A 22165-nucleotide genomic window follows, 5' to 3' on the forward strand; every position below is an offset into this window, starting at 1 on the left:
CGGACTATCCTTTCACCGCGCCAAGCGACAGGCCTTCGACCAGATAGCGTTGCGCATAGAGAGCGAGCGCCAGGGTCGGCGTGATCGACAGCACGATCGCCGCCGAAATCTGGCCATACTGGATGCCGGAGGACGTGATGAAGGCGAGCGCGCCGACCGTCACCGGCTGCTTGTCGGCCGAGGCGAGCACCAGCGCAAAAACGAAATTGTTCCAGGCAAAGATAAAGGCGAGCAGGCCGGCAGCGGCAATGCCTGGGCCGGCGAGCGGCAGCGCGATCTTGCGGAAGGTAGCAAACCAGGAATGTCCGGCAATGCGGTAGGCGTATTCGATGTCGGCCGGTATATCCTCGAAATAGCCGCGCACGATCCACAGGATCAGCGGCAGGCAGATCAGCTGGTAGACCCAGATCAGCCCGATATAGGTATTGGCCAGCCCGAGCTTCTGGAAATAGAGGGTGAGCGGCAAAAGCACCAGCAGCGCCGGCGCGAAACGGAACGACAGCAGCGTGAAGGCAATGTCCTCCGAGCCGCGAAACTTATGCCGCGCAAACGCATAGGCGGCCGGCACGCCGAGCAGCAACGCGACGGCAACCGAGGTGACCGACAGGAAGACGGAATTCCAGAGATTGCGCATGAAGGCGATGTCGAGCGTGCCGGCCGCCGTCATCAGCTTGCCGGTGATCAAGGCGGTGTAGTTGGCGAGCGTCGGCTCGAAGACAAGCTGTGGCGGAATCCGCAGGATTGTCTCGTTGGTCTGGAATGACATCATCAGGATCCAGACGATCGGGAACATGAAGAAGATCACGACCAGCGCCAGGGCTATGCCGCGCAGGATGCGTTCGAGAAGGGAGGTATGTTCCATGCCAGCCTCCTATGCCTGGCCGCGGGCGCGTTCGCGCAGCCGCAGCCAGTTCTTGATGAAGATGTTCGAGAGGAAATAGGTGATCGCCCACAGGATGATCATCAGCGCCGCCGAGCGGCCGACATTGGTCGACTGGAAGAAGTTGAGATAGGCCTCGACCTGGAACACGGTCAGCGTGTCGCCCGGACCACCCTGGGTCATGGCGTAGATGATGTCGAACTGCTGGATGGAATCGAGCAGGCGGAACAATGTCGCCGTCAGGATATAGGGGGTTAGCATCGGCAGGGTGATGCGGAAGAACACGAAGCTGCGCGGCACGCCGTCAAGTGCTGCCGCCTCGAAGGGCTGCGTCGGCAGGCTGCGCAGACCGGCAAGCAGCAGGATCATGATGAAGGGCGTGTAGACCCAGATGTCGACAAGCACGACGGTGAGCAGTGCCGTCGAGGGCGACGAGGCCCAGCGGAAATCCTGCAGCCCGATCAGGCTGGCGAGATAGCTGAGCACGCCAAAGCCGGGATTGGTCATCAGCTTCCACATCAGCGCGGCGAGCGCTGGCGCCGTCATCAGCGGCATCAACAGCATGATCGAGATGAAGTTGTTCAGCGTCGAGCGCTTTTGCAGCAGCATGGCGATGCCGAGACCGAGAAGCAACTCGAGCACGACGGTGATGCCGGCGTAGAGCAGCGACACCTGCAGCGTGTTCCAGAACTTCGGGTCGGTGAAGAACGAGATATAGTTGTCGCCCCAGTTGAATTGCCGCGCCCAAGGCTGGCTCAATCGGTAGCGCTGGAAAGAATAGACCACCGATGTGAAGAACGGGATCAGGATGCCGATGCAGACCAGCAAGGCCGGCAAGCTAAGGAGATAGGGCAGCACCCGCTTGCTGATCCTGAAGCCCGACGGCCTGTTTCTTTGTATTGTCGCCGCAGTCATCTGCTGCTCCGTCATTCTGTTGCTTCGCCGTCCCGGCCGCCCAAGGGAGCAAGGCGGCCGGTCGGGCGAGCAGGCGGTACCGCTCGGCACCGCGTCGCAAACGTATCACATCTCAAAGGCTGACCCGCGGACGGGCCAGCCTTGGCCGCGGCTTTAGCCGAGCCCGGCTTCCTTGAGCTGGCTGTTGATGCTCTCGGCCAACCTGTCGAGGCCTTCGTCGACCGGCACTTCCTTGGCCACCATCTTCTGCAGCGTCGCCGCCCATTCGGTGGTGAGATCGAAGAACAGCGGCTGCGGTGTGAACTTGATGCTGGCGCCCGGCGCCGAGACGTCGAACATCTCGACGTAGCCCGGATAGCTCTTGTTCAGCTTCTCGCGGAACATCTCGTCGTTCCAGACCGACTGACGAACCGGATTGACGAAGTCCATCTTGGTCGCACCGAACAATGCATGCTCGGGTCCGGATGCCCATTGCATGAAGTACCAAGTGGCGTCCTTGTCCTTCGAGAAGTTGGACATCGACAGCGACCAGATCCAGATATTGGGCGTCGGCGCCTTGGCGGCCGGGTTGGCCTTGAACGCCGAAAAGGCGAGCTTGCCGGCCATCTTGTTGTCGCCGCCATTCATGAAATAGCCGAGGATATCGGCGTCGAAAATCATCGCCGACGCACCTGCACCGAGATCGGTGCCGACCTGATACCAGGTGTAGGTCGACCAGTCCTTGGGGCCGCTCTCCTGGATCATCTGCACCCACTGCTTGTGGAAAGCCTTGGATTCGGCGGTGCTCATCGCGGCCGACAGCTTGCCGTCAGCCGAGACGTTCAGGTCCTTCTGGTCGAAATTAGCGTAAGCCGACAGGAAGCCCGGGTGGATCGTTGCCCAGGAGCGCGAGCCGCGCACGCCGATGCCGTAGACGCCGCCACCAACATCCTTGGTAAGCTTCGCCGCCGTAGCGACCATTTCATCCATATTGCCGGGAACGCTGACGCCGACCTTGTCGAACATGCCCTTGTTGTAGGTGATGTTGTTCTGCTCGAAGCCCCACGGAATGCACCATTGCTTGGCGTCTTCCGAACCGAGCGCGCCGCCCGGCTGGCCGTTCCAGGCGCAAGAATTCTTGACGCCGGGCAGGAAGTCGTCCCAGGCATATTTCGGGTTGGTCTTGGCCGGATCCTTGATCCATTCGTTGAGATCGGTGATCCAGCCGGCCGGGCCGTAGGTCCAGGTCATGTAGGCGCCGGTCATGAAGGCATCGTATTCGGGCGAGCTGGCCGACAGCGCGGCGGTAACCTTGTCGAAATAGACGTCTTCGGGGAACACGTCATAGACGACTTCCATGCCGGTCAGCTTCTTGAAGTTGTCGAGGTTGGCAATCATCGCATCGGCGTACGGATGCTTGTTGAGCAGCAGCTTGATGGTCTTGCCCTTATGCGCCTGCCAGTCGAAATCAGCTGCCAGGGCGCGGGTCTGCCCGAAATTGAGCAGTGTACCGGCGGTGCTGGCGGCAAGGCCCATTGCACCGAGGCCCTTGATCAGCCCACGGCGGCCGACTTGTCCACGCAGGAACGCGTCGATGAGGTCTTTCTCTTTCTCATGCATTTCTCTTCTCCTCCACAGGGTAGTTTCAACGAAATGGTTGCCGGCTACCCGACCGGCGTCTGTTCCACGAGCGATCGCGCCGTCCGCTCGTCGGTTATCAGGCCTTTGAGATAGCGGCCCTCCAGCACTGACTTGATGGCGCGAACCTTCACCTTGCCGCCGGCGACGGCGACAATCCTGCGGTTGCTGATGTCTTCGCGCGCCAGTGCCAGCGCCCGGTCGGAAAGCGTCGTCGCGACGGCCTTTCCGGCATCGTCGAAGAAATGGCCGAGCAGTTCGCCGACGCCGCCGTTGCGGCGGATCTCCTCCATCTCGCCCTTTTCGATCATGCCGGTGGCGACAAGCGAGGCCTCACGCTCGGCGGTGCCAATGCCGGCAATGAGCAAGTCGGCGGTCTTGGCGAGGTCGAAGACATCGCTGACGCCCTTCTGCCCGAGCAGCACCGTTCGATCCTCGACCGTGTTGGCGAACATCGGCACCGGCATCACATAGGCCTCCGCGCCGGTCCGTTCGGCGACGCGGTGGATGACGTCATGCGGATTGGCGGAGAACTTGCGCGTCAGGCCGCCAAGCAGCGAAACGAAACGGATCCTGCCGGCCGATATGCGCGGCAGATATTCGACGCAGGCGGCAAGCGTGCGGCCGTGGCCGACGCCTATCAGCGCCTCCTCGCCGCGTTCGATCTCGCGCTTGAGAAACTGCGCGCCGGCAATGCCGAGCGCCTTGAGCGGCAGGTCTTCGGCATCGAAGTCCGGGACCACCTCGCAATAGTCGAGGCCGTAACGGCCGGATAACTCGTCCTCGAGTTCCACGCATTCTGAGACTTCGCCATCGATATAGACTTTGACCAGGCCCTCCTGATTGGCCTTGGTGATGAGGCGGTGCGCCTTGAGGCTGGTCAGGCCGAGCCGCTTGGCGACTTCCGACTGGGTCAGGCCGCCGGCATAGTGAAGCCAGGCAGCGCGGGCTGCCATCCCGGTCTCATCGTCGCGCAGCAGGCCGTTGCCAAAACCAACCATTTCCGCCCTTTGATATTTTTATCAGTTGCTGTAAAATTTTTCACAAGGCGCCGTCCGAGTCAAGCAACCGCTGCGTTTAAATCTCCGTCCGGAAGCTTGCCGGCCCGGGGCCGAACAGGGCCGCGCGAACCAACGGGCAAGAAGCAACACCGATCGCGCGCATTTAAAACGTTTGCAATTTCGCTTGGACTGATTACAAACGTTTCAAACTTCGTTCGAGAGGAACGATGCCGGGCCGCGTTACCACCCTCAAGGAACTAGCCGCACAGCTCGGCCTGTCGATCACCACCGTTTCGCGCGCCCTTGCCGGCCACGAGCAGATCGCATTGAAAACGCGCCAACGTGTCACCGAGGCCGCGCGCCAGGCCGGCTATGTGCCGAACACGGCAGCCCGCACGCTAGTCTCCGGCCGCAGCGGTTTTGTCGGCATGGTGCTGCCGATCCGTGGCCCCAATCTGGTCGATTCCTTCCTCGGCGAATTCGTCACCGGGCTCGGCGAAGGGTTGGTTTCGCACGGCTCCGACCTGATCCTGGCCGCAGCGGCGCAGGGCCAGTCGGAACTTTCCGTGCTTCGCCATGTTGTCGAATCCGGACGCGCCGATGGGGTCGTCGTCACCCGCATCGCCGAGGTCGACGAGCGGCTTGCCTACCTGCGTCAACGCAATTTTCCGTTCGTCGCGCATGGCCGGCTGCTCGACGGTGACTTTGCCTATCATTGGCTCGATACCGATGGCGCGCACGCATTCGGCGAGGCCTTCGACATGCTCTACGATCTCGGACACCGCCATTTCGGCCTGGTGACGATTTCCGAGCCGATGACGTTTCGCCATCTCAGGCAGGATGGGCTCGCTGCCGCGATCGCCCGCCGAGGCGATCCGTCGGTCAGGCTCGATGTGGCGACGGCACCGCGGTTCGATCGCGGTGCCCGCATCCAGGCAATCAACCGGCTGCTGCACGCCACCGAGCGGCCGACGGCCATTGTCGCGCTGTTCGACGAGCTGGCGCTGACGGTGATGGAAGAGGCTGCCCGAGCCGGCCTTGCCATTCCTCGCGACCTTTCGGTGATCGGCTTCGACAACATAGCCGCCTCAGCCTATGCGCCGCCGGGGCTAACCACTTTCGACGCCTCGATCCGCCAGTGCGCGCGCGAGATCGGCGAGATGCTGCTGACCGTCATCGGCAACAGGCCGGACGCGCCACTGACGCGGCTGGTCCGGCCGACACTTGTCTCGCGGGCAAGCCATGGCCCGGCACCCACAAGACAGAACTGACGCCCGCTTCGCGGCGCAACCCAGGGAGGAAGATGACGATGAATGCTTTGCGGATATTGGCCGGCGCCGTGCTGGCGCTGTCGCTCGCTGCCGGTGCAGCGCAAGCCCAGCAGGTGTTGTTCTGGTCGACACAGGCGCGACCTGTGGAAGAGACGCAAAAAATGCGCGGCGAGGTGCTGAAGGGGTTTGATGGCCAGGTCGACTATCAGGTCGCCGAGGACGGGCCTTGGCTCACCCGCCTTCAGGCCGAACTGCAGGCCGGCTCCGGCACCATAGGCGTGCTCGGCGGCCTGCACGGAGACTTCTCCACCGTCGGCGCGGACCTTGTCGATCTCTCTGGCGTCGATCTCGGTGGCGTCAAGGTCAACGAGACCTACAAGAAGCTCGGCATGCTCGGCACCGGCGAGCAGAAGTACCTGCCATGGATGCAGGCCACCTTTCTGATGGCGGCCAGCAAGCAGGCGCTGCAATATCTGCCGGCCGGCACCGATCTCAACACCATCACTTATGACCAACTGATCGAGTGGGCGAAAAACATCGCTGAAAAGACCGGTTCGCCCAAATTCGGTTTTCCGGCCGGCCCGAAAGGGCTGAAGCACCGTTTCTTCGAGGGTTTTCTCCTTCCATCGTATACCGGCTCGATGGTGACCAAGTTCCGCTCGGCGGAGGCCGAGACGGCGTGGAACAAGTTCAAGGAATTGTGGCAATACACCAACCCGAATTCGACCAACTATGCCTTCATGCAGGAGCCGCTGTTGACCGGCGAAGTCTGGGTGGCATTCGATCACGTGGCGCGCCTCGCCGACGCCTTCAACCAGAAACCCGATGACTTCGTCGCCTTCCCGGCGCCGGCCGGCCCGGCAGGCCGCGGCTACATGCCGGTGGTCGCCGGCGTCGCTATCCCGAAGACCTCGCCCGACATGGACAAGGCCAAGGCACTGGTCGCCTATATGCTGAAACCGGAAACCCAGATCGCGACGCTCAAGGCGACAAACTTCTTCCCCATCGTCGACGTCAAGCTGCCCGACGACATGCCGGCCTCGGTGAAGGCCTTCAGCCCAGTGATCGCCACCATGACCGGAGCCCCGGATGCGCTGCCGGCGCTGCTGCCGATGGGACTTGGCGGCCTCGGCGGCAAGTTCAATCAGATCTACACCGACAGCTTCGAGCGCATCGTGCTCGGCGGCGAGGATGTGCACGGCGTGCTCGACGAACAGGCGACGGCGCTGAAGGCGATCATCGACCAGGCGAAAGCGCCGTGCTGGGCGCCCGACAAACCATCGCAAGGCGCCTGTCCCGTCGATTAAGAATCCTCCCCGGGCGTCCGGATTTCCAGCGCGCCGGGCGCCCACCCCTTTTGAAGCTTCGAATAGAGAGAGCTCCATGCACGGCAAGGCCCTGCCCTATCTGCTGCTGACGCCGGCGACGCTGTTCCTTTGCGTCTTCTTCCTCTATCCGTTTGCGCTGGTCGCCTTCGAGGCGTTCACCCGCGACGGCGGCTTTACGCTCGACAATTTCCGCACCATGACCAGCAGCTGGAAATTTCCGGTCACGGTTCGCAACACGCTGCTTCTCAGCGCCGTCGTCGTGCCCATCCAGCTGGTCATGGCGCTGCTGATGGCAACGATGGTGTCGCGACTTGCGGCCGGGCGCAGCGCCGCGCTTTATATCTTCGCTATTCCGCTCGGCATCTCCGATCTCGCCGCTGGGCTGATCTGGCTCGCCATCTTCGACCAGTCCGGCTTCCTCAACACCTTGCTCTCCAATCTCGGCGTCATCGACAGGCCGGTCATGTTCCTCGGCTACCAGAGCAAGCTGACGATCTTCATCGCCGTGGCGCTGGCCGAGATCTGGCGTGCGACCGCCATCATGATGGTCATTCTGGTCGCCGGCATGGGGCTCATCCCCCGGGAATATTACGAGGCGGCGGAGGTTTTTGGCGCTAGTCCGTGGAAGCGCTTCATCAAGATCACGCTGCCTCTGCTGCGCCCCAGCCTGCAGACGGCGATCATCCTGCGCGTCATCCTTGCCTTTGAGGTCTTTGCGGTGGTTGCAGCACTCGGCGGCACCAATCTGCCGGTGCTGATGGGCGAGACCTACAATTGGCAGTTCACGCTGCAGGACCGCAATGTCGCCGCCGCCATGGCGCTGTTCATCCTCGCCATATCGATCGGTTTCACGCTGTTCTTCCTGCGGGTGCTGCGTGTGCCGAAGGAGGCGCGGATATGAGCACGGTGGAGCTGTCGATCGCCGCGCCTGAGGCCCGCAAAGCCGGCAACTGGTTGCTGGTCGCCACCGTCATCCTGCTTTGCATCTGGGTGCTGCTGCCGATCTATCTGTTGATCGTCAACGCGCTGTCGTCGCCGGAAGAGGTGACCGCCTTTCCCAAGCGCTTCTTCCCGTCATTCGATTTCGGCAGCCTTTCTTTCTTCATCAATTTCGCCGGCGTCGCCAGGGCGCTGTGGAACTCCGTTCTCGTCGCCACGCTGACGATGCTCCTCTCGATCGGCTTCGGCGCACCCGCGGGCTACGCGCTGTCGCGCTTCGAATTCCCGGGCAAGGAAACGTTCCGTTTCCTCGTGCTGATGACCCGCGCCTTCCCACTGCCGCTGCTGGCGCTACCGCTGGCGGTGATGTTCATCCGCACCGGCCTCGACGACACCGCGATCGGGCTGGCGCTGGTCCACACCACGCTGGCGCTGCCATTCGCGGTGCTGATCACGTTCTCGCTCTTCTCCGGCATTCCAGTCGAGCTGGAGGAAGCGGCCTGGACGCTCGGCTGCACGAGATTGCAGGCATTCCGAAAAATCATTCTACCGCTGGCGCTGCCGGGCATCGCGGCGTCGGCGGTATTTGCCTTCACCATCTCCTGGAACGAAGTGTTTGCCGCCGCCGTGCTCACCATCGAGAACCGGACGCTGACCGCCTTCCTGCTGCAGAGCCTCGGCGAATCGCCGCTCTACCTCAAATTCGCCGGTGGCGCGGCACTGGTCATCCCGGCGCTGATCTTCATCTTCGCCGTTCGCAAATATCTGTTCGCCATGTGGGGGATCGCCAACCGATGACGCGCACAAAAGAGAACGCCGATGGCTGAGATCGCCATCAAGCAGGTCGCAAAACGTTTCGGTGGCTTCACCGCGCTGCATTCGATCGACCTGACCATCGCCGACCAGGAATTCATGGTGCTGCTTGGCGCCTCGGGTTGCGGCAAGACCACGCTGCTGAGGATGGTCGCCGGGCTGGAAACGCCAAGCCAGGGCGAGGTCTGGATCGGCGGCCGTCGCGTCGACCATCTGCCGCCGCGCGAACGCGGCATCGCCATGGTGTTCCAGAATTACGCCGTGTTTCCGCACCTGACCGTGTTCGAGAACATCGCCTTCGGCCTGCGCATGAAGAAGCTGCCGCAGCAGGAGGTCGAGGGGCGCGTCAACCGCACCGCGGAGCTCATGCACATCGAGCAGCTTTTGAAGCGCTATTCGGGCCAGCTTTCCGGCGGCCAGCGCCAGCGCGTGGCAGTCGCTCGGGCACTTGCGATGGAGCCGGACGTGATCCTGATGGACGAGCCGCTGTCGAACCTCGATGCGCTGCTGCGGCTCGAAATGCGCGCCGAGCTCAAGGGCGTGCTCGCCGCGTCCAAGACCACCACCATCTATGTCACTCACGATCAGGTCGAGGCGATGAGCCTCGCCGACCGCATCGCCGTCATGCATCAGGGCCATATCGTCCAGGCCGCCTCGCCGGTAGAGGTCTATCGCAATCCGGCCGCACGCTTCGTCGGCTCCTTCATCGGCAACCCGCCGATGAATTTCATCCTGGCGACGAAGGCGGCAGACGGCAGCTGGACCGTCGCCGGGCTGACGCTGCCCGGCCCCAAATCGGACAAGCAGACGATAGAATTCGCCATTCGCCCCGAGGATGTCGACACCGGCACCGAAGGGCTGCACGCCACCGTGCGCGTTGTCGAGCCGCTCGGACCGCACACGCTGGTCACCTGCGATGTCGAGGGCGGCCTGTTCCGCGCCATCCTCGAATCGAATGCCACGGTCGCCGTCGGCGATCACCTGCGGCTCTTGCCCAAACCCGACCGCATCCGCTGGTTCGACCCCGAAACCACCAACGCGCTTTGATCCAAACGCCCTTCGATCCTGAAAGTACGACCGCCCCATGATATCTCTTGCTGTCGACGAAACCATCGCCCGCGCCGTAGAGGTGCTCAGGGAAAACGACCAAGGCACCTACACCATACCGACCAAGGGCCTCTACCCGTTCCAGTGGAACTGGGATTCCTGCCTGACCGCGCTCGGTCTTGCCCACTACGATGAGGCTCGAGCCTGGACCGAGATCGACACGCTGTTCGCCCACCAGTGGCCGGACGGCATGGTACCGCACATCGTCTTCCATGTCTGGAGCGACGGCTATTTCCCGGGACCGGAGGTCTGGCGGACGGACCGCCCGACCGCCACCTCGGGCATCACCCAGCCGGCGGTCGCCGGCTTTGCCGTGCGCCGCTTGTTTGACCAGGCCAAGGACAAGACGCTGGCGGCCGAGCGTGCCCGGGTGTTGCTGCCGAAAATCGATGCCTGGCACCGCTGGTTCTACGAAAACCGCGACCCGAACGGCGAAGGGCTGGTCGCCATAATCCACCCATGGGAGTCCGGTCGCGACAACTCGATCGACTGGGACGAGGCGTTTGAGCACGTGCCGACCGAAGGCGTCGAGCCCTACACCCGCCGCGACATCCTGCACGCCGATCCGGCGCATCGTCCAACCAAGGCACAGTATGACCGCTATATCTGGCTGCTGCAGCATTTCCGCGGGCTTGGCTGGGATAATGCCAGGCTGCACGATGCCTCGCCGTTCCAGGTCGTCGATCCCGGCTTCAATGCCATTCTGATCCGTTCCGCCGCCGATCTTGCCGATCTCGCCGAGGCACTTGGCGAAACCGAAATCGCAAAAGCCAACCGCGCCCGTGCCGAAAACGGGCTTTCGACGATGGAACGGCTGTGGAGCGACACACATAGCCAGTACATTTGTTTCGACCGAGTGGCCGGAAAGCACGTTGACAGCGCGTCGGTCGGCGGCATTCTGCCGGTGTTTTCGGCTATTCCGGAAAGCCGGGCAGCGGCCATCGCCGCAACGATCGAGCGCATCGCCGGCAAAGCGCGTTACATCGTCCCCTCGCACGATCCTGGCGATGCGCGCTTCGACGCCAAGCGCTACTGGCGCGGCCCGGTCTGGCTGGTGGTCAACTACATGATCGCTAATGGCCTTGCCGCCGCCGGCCACAGCCAAATCGCACAACGGATCACCCAGTCCAGTCTCGACCTGATCGCCGAGAGCGGCTTTGCCGAATATTACGATCCCCTCAGCGGCGAGCCGCTCGGCGGTAACCGTTTCACCTGGACCGCGGCAATGGTGATCGAGTTTTTGAAGGGTCGAGGCTGAAGGCCGGCCACGACTGGCAGTCCCGCGTGGGTTTGACAAACAGCAGTCCGTGTCTATCGTCCTGCCTGTTACAGGAGCGGCGCATGACGACACCATCCGTGAGCGCTCTGTCCCCACTGACCGGCGAACTCCTGTCGCGGCTGGAGAAGCGGCTGGACCGGTCGGCGATCGTTTCGGCCGATGAGGCCGGGCCGCGTTGCAGGGAAGACCCCGACGGCAAAGCCGGCGTATCGCCGGAGTTCGTGCTGCGTCCACGTACGGCCGGCGAGGTGTCGGACATACTTCGCCTGTGCAACGAGGCCGGACAGAGGCTTGTCATCCAGGGTGGCCGGACCGGGCTCGCCGGCGGCGCTCGCGTCCAACCCGGCGAAGCGGTGCTGTCGCTGGAGTGTATGACTTCCGTTGAAGCCCTCGACCGTGAAGCGGCAACCATCATCGCCGAGGCCGGCGCGCCGCTGCAAACGGTGCAGGAAGCCGCCGATGCGGCCGGCTTACTGTTCGGCGTCGACATCGGAGCGCGCGGCGCGGCGACCGTCGGCGGTAATGTCGCCACCAATGCCGGCGGCATCCGCGTGCTGCGCTACGGCATGTACCGGGCGCAGGTGCTTGGCCTGGAAGCGGTGCTTGCCGACGGCGGCATCCTGACCTCGCTCAAGGGTTTGGCGAAGGACAATTCCGGCTATGACCTCAGCCAATTGTTCATCGGCAGTGAGGGCACGCTCGGCGTGGTCACCCGCGCATGCCTGCGGCTGCACCCGAAGCCGGCCACCGAGATCAACGCCTTCTGCGCGCTTGCTTCGCTCGACGCTGCAATCGCGCTGCTGGCGCTGCTCAGGCAGAAACTCGGGCCCTCGCTCTCGGCCTATGAGGTGAATTTCGCCCCGCTCTATGGCGCCATGATCGCCGGCATGGACGCGCCGGCGCCGCTGCCCGCGGGCTCGCCCGTCTATGTGCTTGCCGAGATACAGGGCAGCGAGCCCGACCGCGACGGCGAACGCTTTGCCGCGACGCTGATGCAGGCGGTCGAGGAGGGCGTGATCGACGACGTGGTCGTCTCGCAATCGCCGCGCGAATTCCGGGCGCTCTGGGCGGTGCGGGAGGAGGCCAACCGTTTCCTGTTTTCGATGGCAGGCCTGATTGGCGTCGATATCAGCATCCCACTGGCGAGAATGGCGACTTTCCTGGACGAAACAGAAGCCGCCATCAAGGCCGTCGACCCCGGCGCCGACATCTACGTCTTCGGCCATCTCGGCGATGGCAATCTGCATTACCAGATCCGCACGGTGGATCCGGCAGCCGCATACGGCACCGTCTACCGCGGTGTGGCCGCCGCCGGCGGCGGCGTTTCGGCCGAACATGGCATCGGCCTTGACAAGAAGGAGTGGCTGCATCTGGTGCGCAGCGATGCAGAGATTGCGGCCATGCGGCGCCTGAAAGCAGCCTTCGACCCGAACAACATCCTCAATGCCGGGCGCATCTTCGACCTTGCGACGGGCTGAAATCGAAGGCCGGTAGCGCTGGCCGGGTGCTGCCTCTATCTGGTCACGCCTTTCAATTTCGCATGCACCACCGCGATGCGGGCGGCGAGCGCGGCGTTGTTGCGGACCAGCGCGATGTTGGCCTTCAGGCTGCGGCCTTGCGAAAGCTCGTTGATGCGGGCGAGCAGAAACGGCGTCAGTTCCTTGCGCCCGATGCCGCGCTGCTCCGCTTCGGCTACCGCCGCTGCGATCGTGCCGTCGATGAATGCCGGATCGAGCGCGTCCGCTTCGGGGATAGGGTTGGCGACGAGAATGCCGGTGCCGGATTCCATCTCGTCATGCAGCAGCATGGCTCGCGCGATCTCGTCGGGGGTATCGAGGCGATGATCGGCCTTGAGCCCGCTGGAGCGGGTGTAGAAAGCCGGAAAATCATCACTCCCATAGGCGATCACCGGCACACGCTGGGTTTCCAGATATTCCAGCGTCTTCGCAATATCGAGGATCGACTTGACTCCGGCGCAGACGACAGTCGTGCCGGTTTGGCCGAGTTCGGTCAGGTCGGCCGAGATGTCGAAAGTCGCTTCGGCGCCGCGATGCACGCCGCCGACGCCGCCGGTCGCAAAAATGCCGATGCCGGCGAGTGCCGCGATCCGCATCGTCGCCGAGACGGTGGTTCCGGCCGAGCCGCCGTGCACCATGATGGCGGCGAGATCGCGCCCGGAAGCCTTGACCACGCCCTTTGCCGCTGCCAGCTCTTCCAGTTCACGGTCGTCGAGGCCAACCTTGATCTTGCCGGCGACCACCGCGATCGTGGCGGGCACAGCGCCGTTTTCACGCACCACGGTCTCGACACCACGAGCAGTCTCCAGATTGGCCGGATAGGGCATGCCGTGGGTGATGATCGTCGATTCCAGCGCCACCACCGCGCGGCCTTTATCAAGCGCAGCAGCGACTTCATCGTTCAAGTGGACAAGGGAAGGTTTCATATCATCTCGCTTTCAGGCAGGAATGCGGTACGTGCCGGCGGCAAGGAAGCGCGGCGACAGATCGGGGTGGACGCTCGATTCGCTCTCGGTGGTCAGCGTGGCGAGCAGCGCGCCGGTGCGCGCGGCATGAGCGACCGGATCACCCGAAAGCACCTTGTACAGAGTGCCGGCGATCATCGCGTCACCGGCGCCGGTGATGTCGACGGGCTGGGCCGGGACGGAGTGCATGGTCGTCACACCGCTCTCAGTCGCAACGGCAAATCCATGCGCGCCTGCGGTTACGATCACCGCGCTGGCGCCGGCCGCGCGCAGCGCTGCTGCTGCTTCCTCCGGCGTCAGCCGCTTGTCGGCATCCGTTATGCCGAGCATCGTATTGGCCTCGTCATGGTTGGTGAAAAGAAGGTCGATGCCGGTCAGGTCCTTCGGCGGCCGCGCTGATTTCGGCGACGAGACCGTGTCGACGGCGAGCTTGAAGCGCGCGCCCTGCTTGCGCGAGATCAGTGCTGCGATGGTCGAAGCCGGCAGATTGCAGTCGATGAACACCCATGTCGCCGAAGCCAGATGCGGCCAGAAGCGGTCGAGATAGGACGACGAAAACAGATCGAAGATCTCCATGTCGGCAATGCCGAGCACGAGATCATTGTTGCGGTCGAGGATCGCCGCATATTCGGCCGTCGGCCGTTCCGTGGTGGTGATGACCTGGCTGACATCAGCGCCAAGATCGCGCAGGTGCCGCACCAGCGAGCGGCCGGTTTCATCGTCGCCGACGATCGAGACGAAGCTTATGTCGACGCCGAGGCGGGCAAGGTTTTCGGCGACGTTGCGGGCGACCCCGCCGAAGCTGCGATAGCCGTCGACCGGGTTCGACGTCTCGAAAATCAGATCCTTCTTGGCGTGGTATTTGCGGTCGAGCACCGCGCCGCCGACGCAGACCATGCGCTTGGACGTCGGCAAGACGTAACCACGGCCGAGAATGTAGCCCTTGTTGACGAGTTGCACGATGTGGGCCGCGACCGTCGAGCGGGCGATGCCGAGCGCCGTTGCTATGTCCTGCTGGCCGGCGAACGGGTTCGCCGCAATGAGGTCGAGAACCGCTTGTTCCTGTGCTCCAAGGTCGTCCATTGTCCCGCCCGGCCGTCAAATTCGAGGCTGAACGCTTTCGCAACAACAGATGACATTGTCAACATCTGTTTTCGACCGAGTGTCGGCTACGGCACCAGCACCAATGCGCCTGTTGTCCGCCTGGCCTCAAGGTCGCGGTGAGCCTCGCCGGCGTCGGATAGGTTATAGCGCTTGGGCGCTTCGATCCTGACGACGCCCTGTCGCAGCGCGGCAAAGAAACGCTCGACGTGCGGGGCTAGTTTTTCCGGCGTGTCGGTGTAATGCGCATAGTTGGGACGCGATATGGTGATCGACTTCGATGCAAAGCGGCCGATGTCCCAATTGCCGATCGGCCCTGACGCCTGACCGAAACTGACGAGGTGACCGCGAATGCGGAGCGCCGCCAGCGAGCCGCCGAACGTATCCTGGCCGACCGCATCGTAGACCACATCGGCGCCGACGCCTCCCGTCAGCCGCATGACGGCCTCAGTGAAATTCTCACGCGAGTAGACGATGACATGATGGGCACCGAGGCGTTCGACGATGCGCGCCTTGTCGTCGCTCGACACCGTTGCAATGACCGTTGCGCCGAGATGGCGTGCCCATTGCACCAGAAGCTGGCCGATGCCGCCGGCGCCGGCATGGACGAGAACGACGGAGCCCGGCTGCACCGCATGGATATCATGCAGCAAAAAACTCGCACTGATGCCCTTGAGCAGCCCCGCGGCCGCAATCTCGTCGGGAATATCGTCGGACAGGCGAACCAGCAGATCGGGCACCATGTTGCGCCGCTCGGTATAAGCGCCGACCGGCGGGCAGGCATAGGCGATGCGGTCGCCGACCGAGAAACCGGCAATCTCCGAACCGACCGCTTCGACGACGCCGGCCGCCTCCATGCCAGGCACGCCCGGTGGTTGCAAAAGGTCGAAATAGCCGGTGCGGCAATAGACGTCGATGAAGTTGACGCCGATCACAGTATGGCGGATCCGCACCTCGTTCGGCGCCGGCGGCGGCAAGCCGATCTCCTTGAGTTGCAGCACCTCCGGACCGCCATAGCGCTCGACCACAATAGCCCTGGTTGTTGCTGACTGGCCGAACGATGTTGTTGCGGAAGAGACCGGCGAAGGGATCAGCGGCGGGGCTGACGGAGGTGCCGGCGTCGGCGCTCTTGCCTTGGCAGTCAGAACCCTTCCTCGCAAAAGGCTACGGATCGCCGCGAAGCCGGCCTGATAAATGCCTTCGGAGACGAGCTTGACCAGTTCGTCGCGGCGGTGCGTAGGTGGATGGAATTCGGAACGCCATTCCCAGAAGGTCGCGTTGCCGTCGGTCACCGGCTTCAGCTGGATCGATGCGACATAACCCATCAGCGGCAGCGGCGCTTCGAGCAGGCAATAGGCGAGCCGAAAGTCCTTGTCGGACAGCGCCAGCAGCTGTTCGCGCAACTCGCCGCCATCGGCCAGGCGGAAACGACGAACCGAACCGACCGCGTCGACCGGGTCGCCACCTTCGATTTCGCTGAACGAGATCGCCGGGTGCCAGCGTTCATGGCCGTTGAAATCGCGCAGAATCGACCAGACATCATCGATCGGCGCATCGATGATGGTGCTCTGGCGGACTTGAACCATCGCGGGAATGTCAGCGCCCGAAGCGCTGCTTGAGTGCGCTCAACGCCGCCTGGAAGACGCCGGTGCCGATCTGATGCATAAGTGCTGCTTCGCGCTCAGGCGCACAGTCGAACTTCGCCTCCCATTCGGCCAGAGTGAGATTGCCGTCGGTGATCGGCGTCAGCGACAGCGTGGCGATATAATTCTCCACCGCCATCGGGCTTTCCAGGATAGCGTAACTGCACGACAGATCGTAGTCGGACAGTGCCAGCAATTTTTCGCGAATCCGCCCGCCATCCCTGAGCACAAAGTTGCGGATGCAGCCGATCTGGTCGGCCGGTGCGTTCTGTTCGACGCGGCTCTCCGCAACGAATGGCGCCCAGGCGGGAAGGCCGTTGAAGTTGCGCACGAGCTTCCAGACTTCCGCAGCCGGCGCAGGGATGACCGAGGACACATAGACCTTGGTCATGCCCCACCGCCCGCATCGAACGAGCGGCCGGTGCCGAGGCATCGCCACTCATTCGCACAGCACACCGCCCACCGGACCTGGTCAGCGGTCGCGGTCGTCATCGTCGTCCTTGCTGACCTTGCCTTTGCCTTTCTTGTCGCGGGTCAGGCTCGATATGTCCTTGGCATCGCGCAGCACGTCGGTCATGCGGCCGAGCGAGCCGCCCTCGATGCCGATCTCCTTCATCAGATTATCGATCATCGGCGCCTGGACCCGGTAGCGCAGCGCCGAATCGATCACCTCGTCGGTGACGTTGCGGTTGCCGCCCTGCCCGCCATTGATGCCGTCGACGTGCAGGATCTTGATGCCGTCGATTTTCTCCATCGGCTTGACGCTTTCGCGGATGATGCCTTCCATGTGGTCGAGCAACTTGCCGCGCAGGCGACCGGCACGAGCCTCGTTGGAGAGCAGATTGTCGGCCTCGTTGAGCTGACGATGGCCGGCGGCATCAACCTCGTAGCGCTGGGCCGCCGCAAGGGCGTGGATCTTCTCCGCCTCGGCCGCGGCAACAGCGGCGATCTTCTGCGCTTCGGCCAGGCTCTTGGCCGCCTTCATCTCGGCATCTGCGGCCGCGGTTATGCGCAAGGCCTCGCGCTCGGCCTCGCGAGCCGCACCGATCAAGTCGGTCAGCTTGCGGCGCTCGGCGATCTCGCGCTCGCGCGCCGTGAAGGCCTGCTCCTCAGCCTGGATGGCCTTGGCGCGCACCGCCTCGGATGCCGCGATAGCGGAGGAACGCTCCTGCGTCTTTTTGGCGATGTCGATGGCCTTCTGGATTTCGGCTATCTCGATCTTCTGGTCGCGCTCGACGCCGAGCTGGCGGATGTCGCGGTCCTTGATCAGCCGCGCCTCCTCGATGCCGCGCTCGGTGGTGATGCGAGCGCGCTCGACCTCTTCGCCGGCCGATATTTCGGCTTCCTCGAAAGCCTGGCGCTTGGCGATCTGCAGCGCCTCGAGGTGACGCTCGCGTGCAATCCTGACCTCGTCGATGGCACGCTCCTGCCCGATCCGCGCTGTTTCGGTCGCCTGGTTCTCGACAATTTCGGCGCGGCGCTTTTCCGCCTCGGCCCTGGTAACCTCCAATGCCTTTTCCGCCAGCGCGATCTGGCGTTCGAGCTCGGCGATTTCGAGGGCTTTCCTGCGCTGGATCTCGAGCTCGCTCTGCGTGCCTTCGCGTTCGATCCTGGCCTTTTCCAGGGCGAGCTCTAGCGCGATCTGCTCGCGCTCGGTCAGTTCGCGCATTTTCATTTCCGTCTCATCGAGGGCGCGGCGGCGCGCAATCTCGCGGCGCTGCGTGTCTTCCTCGCTCTTGATGCGCTCCTCGGTAATGTTGCGCTCCTGGTTGAGGCGCGATTTCTCGACGGCCTCGCGCGCCGACAGTTGCGCCTGCTCGGCCTCCTGGTCGCGGATCGCCCGCTCCCTGGCGAGTTCGGAGCGCTGCGAGGCGCGACGTATCTCGACCTCGCGCTCCTGCTCGAGGCGGGCGTATTCGGTGTCGCGGTCGATCTCCAGCACCTTGCGCTGGGTGTCGAGGTTCTGGTTGCGGATGTCGACCAGCGTGCGCTGCTCGATCTCGTTGCGCATCCTGCGGCGCGTCTCGATCGATTCCGTCAGTTGGGTGAGGCCTTCGGCGTCGAAGGCATTGGACGGATCGAAATATTCGAGGCTGGTCTGGTCGAGGTCGACGATGGCGACGCTTTCCAACTCCAGCCCGTTGGCGGCGAGCGATTCCGAGGCAAGCTGCCGGACCCTGGCCGCATAGTCGCCGCGCAGCTCGTGCATCTCTTCCAGCGTCATCTGGGCGGCAACGGTGCGCATGGCACCGGCGAACTTGCCCTCCAGCAATTCGCGCAGGCTGTCGGGCTGCAGCGTGCGGCGCCCGAGCGTCTGGGCTGCGGCGGCGACCAGATCGCGGCCGGCGCCGACACGGACGAAGAACTCTGCGATCAGATCAACGCGCATGCGGTTCTTGGTGATCAGCGCAAAGGCATCCTCGCGGCGCACTTCGATGCGCAGGACGTTCATGTTGACCGGCGTGATCTCGTGCAGCACCGGAATGACGAAAGCGCCGCCGTTCACCACCACCTTCTCGCCCATGAAGCCGGTGCGCACGAATGCCGTCTCCTTGGTCGACCGGCGATAAAGCCATCGCAGTATGTAGACGGCGATCACCACGACGATCGCGGCAATGATTAGCCACAAAAGGAAAGCGCCCAAGGTCTGCGCGGCCATCTTTTCTACCCTCCCAAATAGAATGCGGTCAGCCACAGGCTACCGGCACCGATTTTACAATTGCGCGTGCTCGAAGCCATTATGCTCGCCTCTGCAGTTTCGGCGTGATCGCGCGGAACGCATTGACCGCCGCATCGACGAAGAGCGCGTCATTGATGTTCGCACCCACACGCTCGAGATGGCGCTGCGGCGTCTGGCGAACGGTCTTCTCGATCGCCTCGAACAGGGCGTGGTCGGCCTCCGGATCGTGAAACGGCTGGCCTGGTGCATCGAGCGTCGAGACACCGCCCTCCGGCAACAGGAACCGCACCGGGCCATTCATGGCATTGAGCCGCGCACCGATCCATTCGCCAAAGGCGCGGTTCTCGTCGCGGGTTGTCCGCATCAGCGTGACGTTCGGATTATGGATGACGAATTTGCGGCTTCGAAATTTCTCCGGCACGCTGTCGCGCGGGCCGAAATTGACCATGTCAAGCGCGCCGGTCGAGCCGACATAGGGCAAGCCGGTGCGGATTGCGGCGCCAAAGCGGTCTTCAGTCGCCGGAAAAACACCGCCGACGATCATGTCGGCCACTTCCGTCGTGGTCAGGTCGAGGAAGGCCGAGAGCAGCCGCGAATCGCCGAGCTTCTCCATTGCCCGCCCGCCGATGCCGGTGGCGTGGAAAACGAGACAGTCGTAGTCGGCCTCGAGCAGTCTGGTCACCGCCTGCACTGCTGGCGTTGTTACGCCGAACATGGTGATGCCGACTGCGGGGCGCGCCAGCTTGCGCCTGGCCTCCCAGGCTTCGGCATTGGGCAGCTGCGCGACCATGCCCGCCATCGCATGCGCGGCGTTTGACAGCACCTGTTCGGTGATCGAATTCAACCCCTGAACGTCGGCGACCGAATGGAACATCATGATATCGGCACCGCCGACATATTTGGCGACGTCGCCGGCTGCCACGGTCGACACCATCAGTTTAGGGATACCGACGGGCAGCACGCGCATGCCTGCTGTTGCCAGCGTGGTACCGCCGGAGCCGCCTGCCGAGATGACGCCGCCAATACGCGGCTCGCGCTCGATCCAGCGCGCGAAGGCTTCCGCCATAGCGCTCACCGAGCCGCCGCGATCATTGGTGAAAACGGCCGCCGATCCCCGCATATGCATTCCGGCTACCTGCATGGCAGGAACGTCGGCGCTCGACGGTTTTCCGGAGGTGGAGAGGTCGACGGTGCGAACCGGAATGCCGAGGGACTTCAGCCGGTCGGCGACGAACCGCAATTCCTTGCCCTTGGTATCGAAAGTGCCGGCGACGAGCACTGTTCTTCCAATGCGTTCGGCGAAAGGAATTGCAAAGACCTTCTTCAAATCGTCCTGTGGCGCGGCCCTCTCGATAGCCGCTTGCCGCATGGCCGTGACCGGCACGTTCCAGCGGTTGGGCAGTTCGGTGACCGGAAGGTAGGTTCCATTCTGGGTCATCGGTTCGGAACCGGTAGCCGTCCGGTCGATGCGGTAGACTTCAGCCAACTGGTCCTTCGCCTGTGCCGCGGCTGCCGGCGTGACGGACGTCTCGTCGGCATGGCGTCCGACACCAAGCAGCCGTTGCTGCAATTCCCGGTCTGCCGCGAGCGCTGCCGCGTCCATCAGCCGATTGATGCGGCCGTTGACCATGATGGCGACCTGGTTGGAAACCGCGGTCGCCACGCCGATATTCTGCTCGATGACGAGGATCGCCATCTCACCTTCCTCGGCCAAGGTGACCAGCATCCGCTCAACCTGGTCGACAATGATCGGCGCAAGGCCTTCGGTCGGCTCGTCCATGACCAGCAGCTTCGGGTCGCTGAGCAGGGCACGCGAGATCGCCAGCATCTGCTGTTCGCCGCCGGAGAGCTGCGAGCCGCCATTGGTGCGGCGCTCGGCGAGGCGCGGAAATGTCTGGTAGATGCGTTCGACGGTCCAACTCGCATCGCGCCGATTGCCGGCAGCGAGACGGAGATGCTCATCAACGCTCAGGCTTGGCCAGACGCGCCGCCCTTGCGGCACATAACCGACGCCGAGGCGATGGATCTCGTGCGGTTCGAGCGCAGTGATCTCGCGGCCGTCGACGCGGATCGAGCCGGAGCGCGCGCGCTTCAGGCCGACGATGGTGTTGCAGAGCGTCGACTTGCCCATGCCGTTGCGGCCGACCACCGACAGCACGCCGCTTTCCAGCGCCAGCGAGACGCCCTGAAGGGCATGGCTTTCGCCGTAATAGACCTGCAGATCCTCTATTTTGAGGATCGCCTTGCCTATTTTGCCGGAAGAGGCTGGGCCAGAAGGGAGCGTTCGGCCGAGGGGAACGGGGCGCTCAGCCATGCTTGCCCCCGAGATAGATCTCCTGGACCTCCGGGTCGGCCTCGATCTCTTGCGGCGTGCCTTCCTTGAACAGACGGCCGTTGTGCATCATCGACACATATTCCGAAACGCGCAGCGCGACATCCAGATCGTGCTCGATGATAATATAGCCGATATGCTTGGGCAGCGCATTGAGGATCGCCACCAAGTCGCGGCGCTCGGTCGGCGACAGGCCGGCCGCCGGCTCGTCGAACAGGATGAAGCGTGGCGCGCCGGCCAGCGCCAGCGCGATCTCCAACTGCCGCTGCTGGCCATGGCTGAGTGTCGCCACCAGCAGGTCGCGATAGGCCTCGAGATGCACGGCATTGAGGATCGATTCCGCCTGCACCATGTTGACGTCGGTGGCCTTTGGGCGGAGCAGCGAGAACCGTCGGCGTGAGACGCCGCGGCAAGCGAGAAAGATCGAGTCGAGAACCGACAAGCCTTTGAACAGCTGCGAGATCTGGTAGGTCCGCCGCAAGCCCCGCCGGATGCGTTCATGCGGCGGCAAGTCGGTGATGTCCTCGCCGAAGAAGCGGATGCGGCCAACCGTCGGCAGGAAATCGCCGGTCACTGCATTGAACAGCGTGGTCTTGCCGGCGCCGTTAGACCCGAGAACCGCGCGCCGCTCGCCAGCCGCGATCCTCATATCAATGCCGGAGAGCGCCACCAAAGCGCCGAAATGCCGCGCAACGCCATCGAGTTCCAGCGCAAAGGCGCCGGAGCTTTGGAGACGGTTCGCGGCAAGAGTTTCGGTCACGGGCGGATATACTCGCA

General features: G+C 63.5%; 18 protein-coding genes. 7 read left to right on the forward strand and 11 right to left on the reverse strand.

Translation table 11 applies throughout. The annotated features are described in order from the left end of the window. Window positions 1–4: 4 nt before the first annotated feature. The 4 genes from NKJ93_RS16880 to NKJ93_RS16895 all read right to left on the reverse strand — a co-directional run bounded on the left by NKJ93_RS16880 (window position 5) and on the right by NKJ93_RS16895 (window position 4413). Entirely contained in the window at window positions 5–862 is an 858-nt protein-coding gene (locus NKJ93_RS16880; protein WP_023676025.1) for a carbohydrate ABC transporter permease, read from the reverse strand. A gap of 9 nt (window positions 863–871) precedes the next feature. After that, a complete protein-coding gene (locus NKJ93_RS16885) occupies window positions 872–1795 on the reverse strand; it encodes a carbohydrate ABC transporter permease (RefSeq protein ID WP_023716724.1) in 924 nt (307 codons plus the stop codon). A 153-nt stretch (window positions 1796–1948) separates the two neighbouring features. Then, the gene (locus NKJ93_RS16890) at window positions 1949–3394 is read right to left on the reverse strand and encodes an ABC transporter substrate-binding protein (RefSeq protein WP_352590277.1); all 1446 of its coding nucleotides are present in this window, start codon (window positions 3392–3394) and stop codon (window positions 1949–1951) included. A 44-nt stretch (window positions 3395–3438) separates the two neighbouring features. Continuing rightward, the gene (locus NKJ93_RS16895; RefSeq protein WP_023716722.1) at window positions 3439–4413 is read right to left on the reverse strand and encodes a sugar-binding transcriptional regulator; all 975 of its coding nucleotides are present in this window, start codon (window positions 4411–4413) and stop codon (window positions 3439–3441) included. A gap of 227 nt (window positions 4414–4640) precedes the next feature. On the opposite strand from NKJ93_RS16895, the gene NKJ93_RS16900 reads away from it, so the two are divergent. The 7 genes from NKJ93_RS16900 to NKJ93_RS16930 all read left to right on the forward strand — a co-directional run bounded on the left by NKJ93_RS16900 (window position 4641) and on the right by NKJ93_RS16930 (window position 12628). Further along, window positions 4641–5684, forward strand: a complete 1044-nt coding sequence (locus NKJ93_RS16900; protein WP_023716721.1) for a LacI family DNA-binding transcriptional regulator — start codon at window positions 4641–4643, stop codon at window positions 5682–5684. Window positions 5685–5722: 38 nt separating this feature from the next. Beyond that, window positions 5723–6991: an ABC transporter substrate-binding protein gene (locus tag NKJ93_RS16905; protein ID WP_031193325.1), complete on the forward strand. Its 1269-nt coding sequence runs from the start codon at window positions 5723–5725 to the stop codon at window positions 6989–6991. Between the two features lie 76 nt (window positions 6992–7067). Beyond that, entirely contained in the window at window positions 7068–7913 is an 846-nt protein-coding gene (locus NKJ93_RS16910; RefSeq protein ID WP_023716719.1) for a carbohydrate ABC transporter permease, read from the forward strand. Continuing rightward, window positions 7910–8749, forward strand: a complete 840-nt coding sequence (locus NKJ93_RS16915; RefSeq protein ID WP_352493961.1) for a carbohydrate ABC transporter permease — start codon at window positions 7910–7912, stop codon at window positions 8747–8749. The genes NKJ93_RS16910 and NKJ93_RS16915 overlap by 4 nt, the downstream gene beginning before the upstream one ends. 21 nt (window positions 8750–8770) lie before the next feature. Then, window positions 8771–9811: an ABC transporter ATP-binding protein gene (locus tag NKJ93_RS16920; RefSeq protein ID WP_352482714.1), complete on the forward strand. Its 1041-nt coding sequence runs from the start codon at window positions 8771–8773 to the stop codon at window positions 9809–9811. Between the two features lie 37 nt (window positions 9812–9848). After that, window positions 9849–11129 carry an amylo-alpha-1,6-glucosidase gene (locus NKJ93_RS16925; RefSeq protein ID WP_023716716.1) on the forward strand — a complete coding sequence of 427 codons (1281 nt, stop codon included), beginning with the start codon at window positions 9849–9851 and terminating at the stop codon, window positions 11127–11129. An 83-nt stretch (window positions 11130–11212) separates the two neighbouring features. Beyond that, on the forward strand, window positions 11213–12628 hold the full coding sequence (locus NKJ93_RS16930) for an FAD-binding oxidoreductase (RefSeq protein ID WP_352590280.1): 1416 nt from the start codon (window positions 11213–11215) through the stop codon (window positions 12626–12628). A gap of 35 nt (window positions 12629–12663) precedes the next feature. Here the strand turns inward: NKJ93_RS16930 and NKJ93_RS16935 are convergent, their stop codons facing one another. The 7 genes from NKJ93_RS16935 to NKJ93_RS16965 all read right to left on the reverse strand — a co-directional run bounded on the left by NKJ93_RS16935 (window position 12664) and on the right by NKJ93_RS16965 (window position 22148). Further along, the gene (locus NKJ93_RS16935; RefSeq protein WP_352494031.1) at window positions 12664–13593 is read right to left on the reverse strand and encodes a pseudouridine-5'-phosphate glycosidase; all 930 of its coding nucleotides are present in this window, start codon (window positions 13591–13593) and stop codon (window positions 12664–12666) included. Between the two features lie 12 nt (window positions 13594–13605). After that, entirely contained in the window at window positions 13606–14715 is a 1110-nt protein-coding gene (locus tag NKJ93_RS16940; protein ID WP_023716713.1) for a carbohydrate kinase, read from the reverse strand. Between the two features lie 86 nt (window positions 14716–14801). Further along, the gene (locus tag NKJ93_RS16945) at window positions 14802–16319 is read right to left on the reverse strand and encodes a zinc-binding dehydrogenase (RefSeq protein ID WP_352590283.1); all 1518 of its coding nucleotides are present in this window, start codon (window positions 16317–16319) and stop codon (window positions 14802–14804) included. 10 nt (window positions 16320–16329) lie between these two features. Then, window positions 16330–16767, reverse strand: a complete 438-nt coding sequence (locus NKJ93_RS16950; RefSeq protein WP_352590286.1) for an SRPBCC family protein — start codon at window positions 16765–16767, stop codon at window positions 16330–16332. Between the two features lie 81 nt (window positions 16768–16848). Then, the gene (locus tag NKJ93_RS16955; RefSeq protein WP_352590289.1) at window positions 16849–19035 is read right to left on the reverse strand and encodes a flotillin family protein; all 2187 of its coding nucleotides are present in this window, start codon (window positions 19033–19035) and stop codon (window positions 16849–16851) included. A 79-nt stretch (window positions 19036–19114) separates the two neighbouring features. Then, window positions 19115–21370 carry an ABC transporter permease gene (locus NKJ93_RS16960; RefSeq protein WP_352493956.1) on the reverse strand — a complete coding sequence of 752 codons (2256 nt, stop codon included), beginning with the start codon at window positions 21368–21370 and terminating at the stop codon, window positions 19115–19117. Beyond that, window positions 21363–22148 (reverse strand): ABC transporter ATP-binding protein, encoded by a 786-nt coding sequence (locus tag NKJ93_RS16965; RefSeq protein ID WP_352590292.1) that lies wholly within the window; start codon window positions 22146–22148, stop codon window positions 21363–21365. Before NKJ93_RS16965 ends, NKJ93_RS16960 begins: the two co-directional genes overlap by 8 nt. Window positions 22149–22165 lie beyond the last annotated feature (17 nt).

This window comes from Mesorhizobium sp. M0028, from assembly GCF_040323855.1.
Lineage (GTDB): Bacteria > Pseudomonadota > Alphaproteobacteria > Rhizobiales > Rhizobiaceae > Mesorhizobium.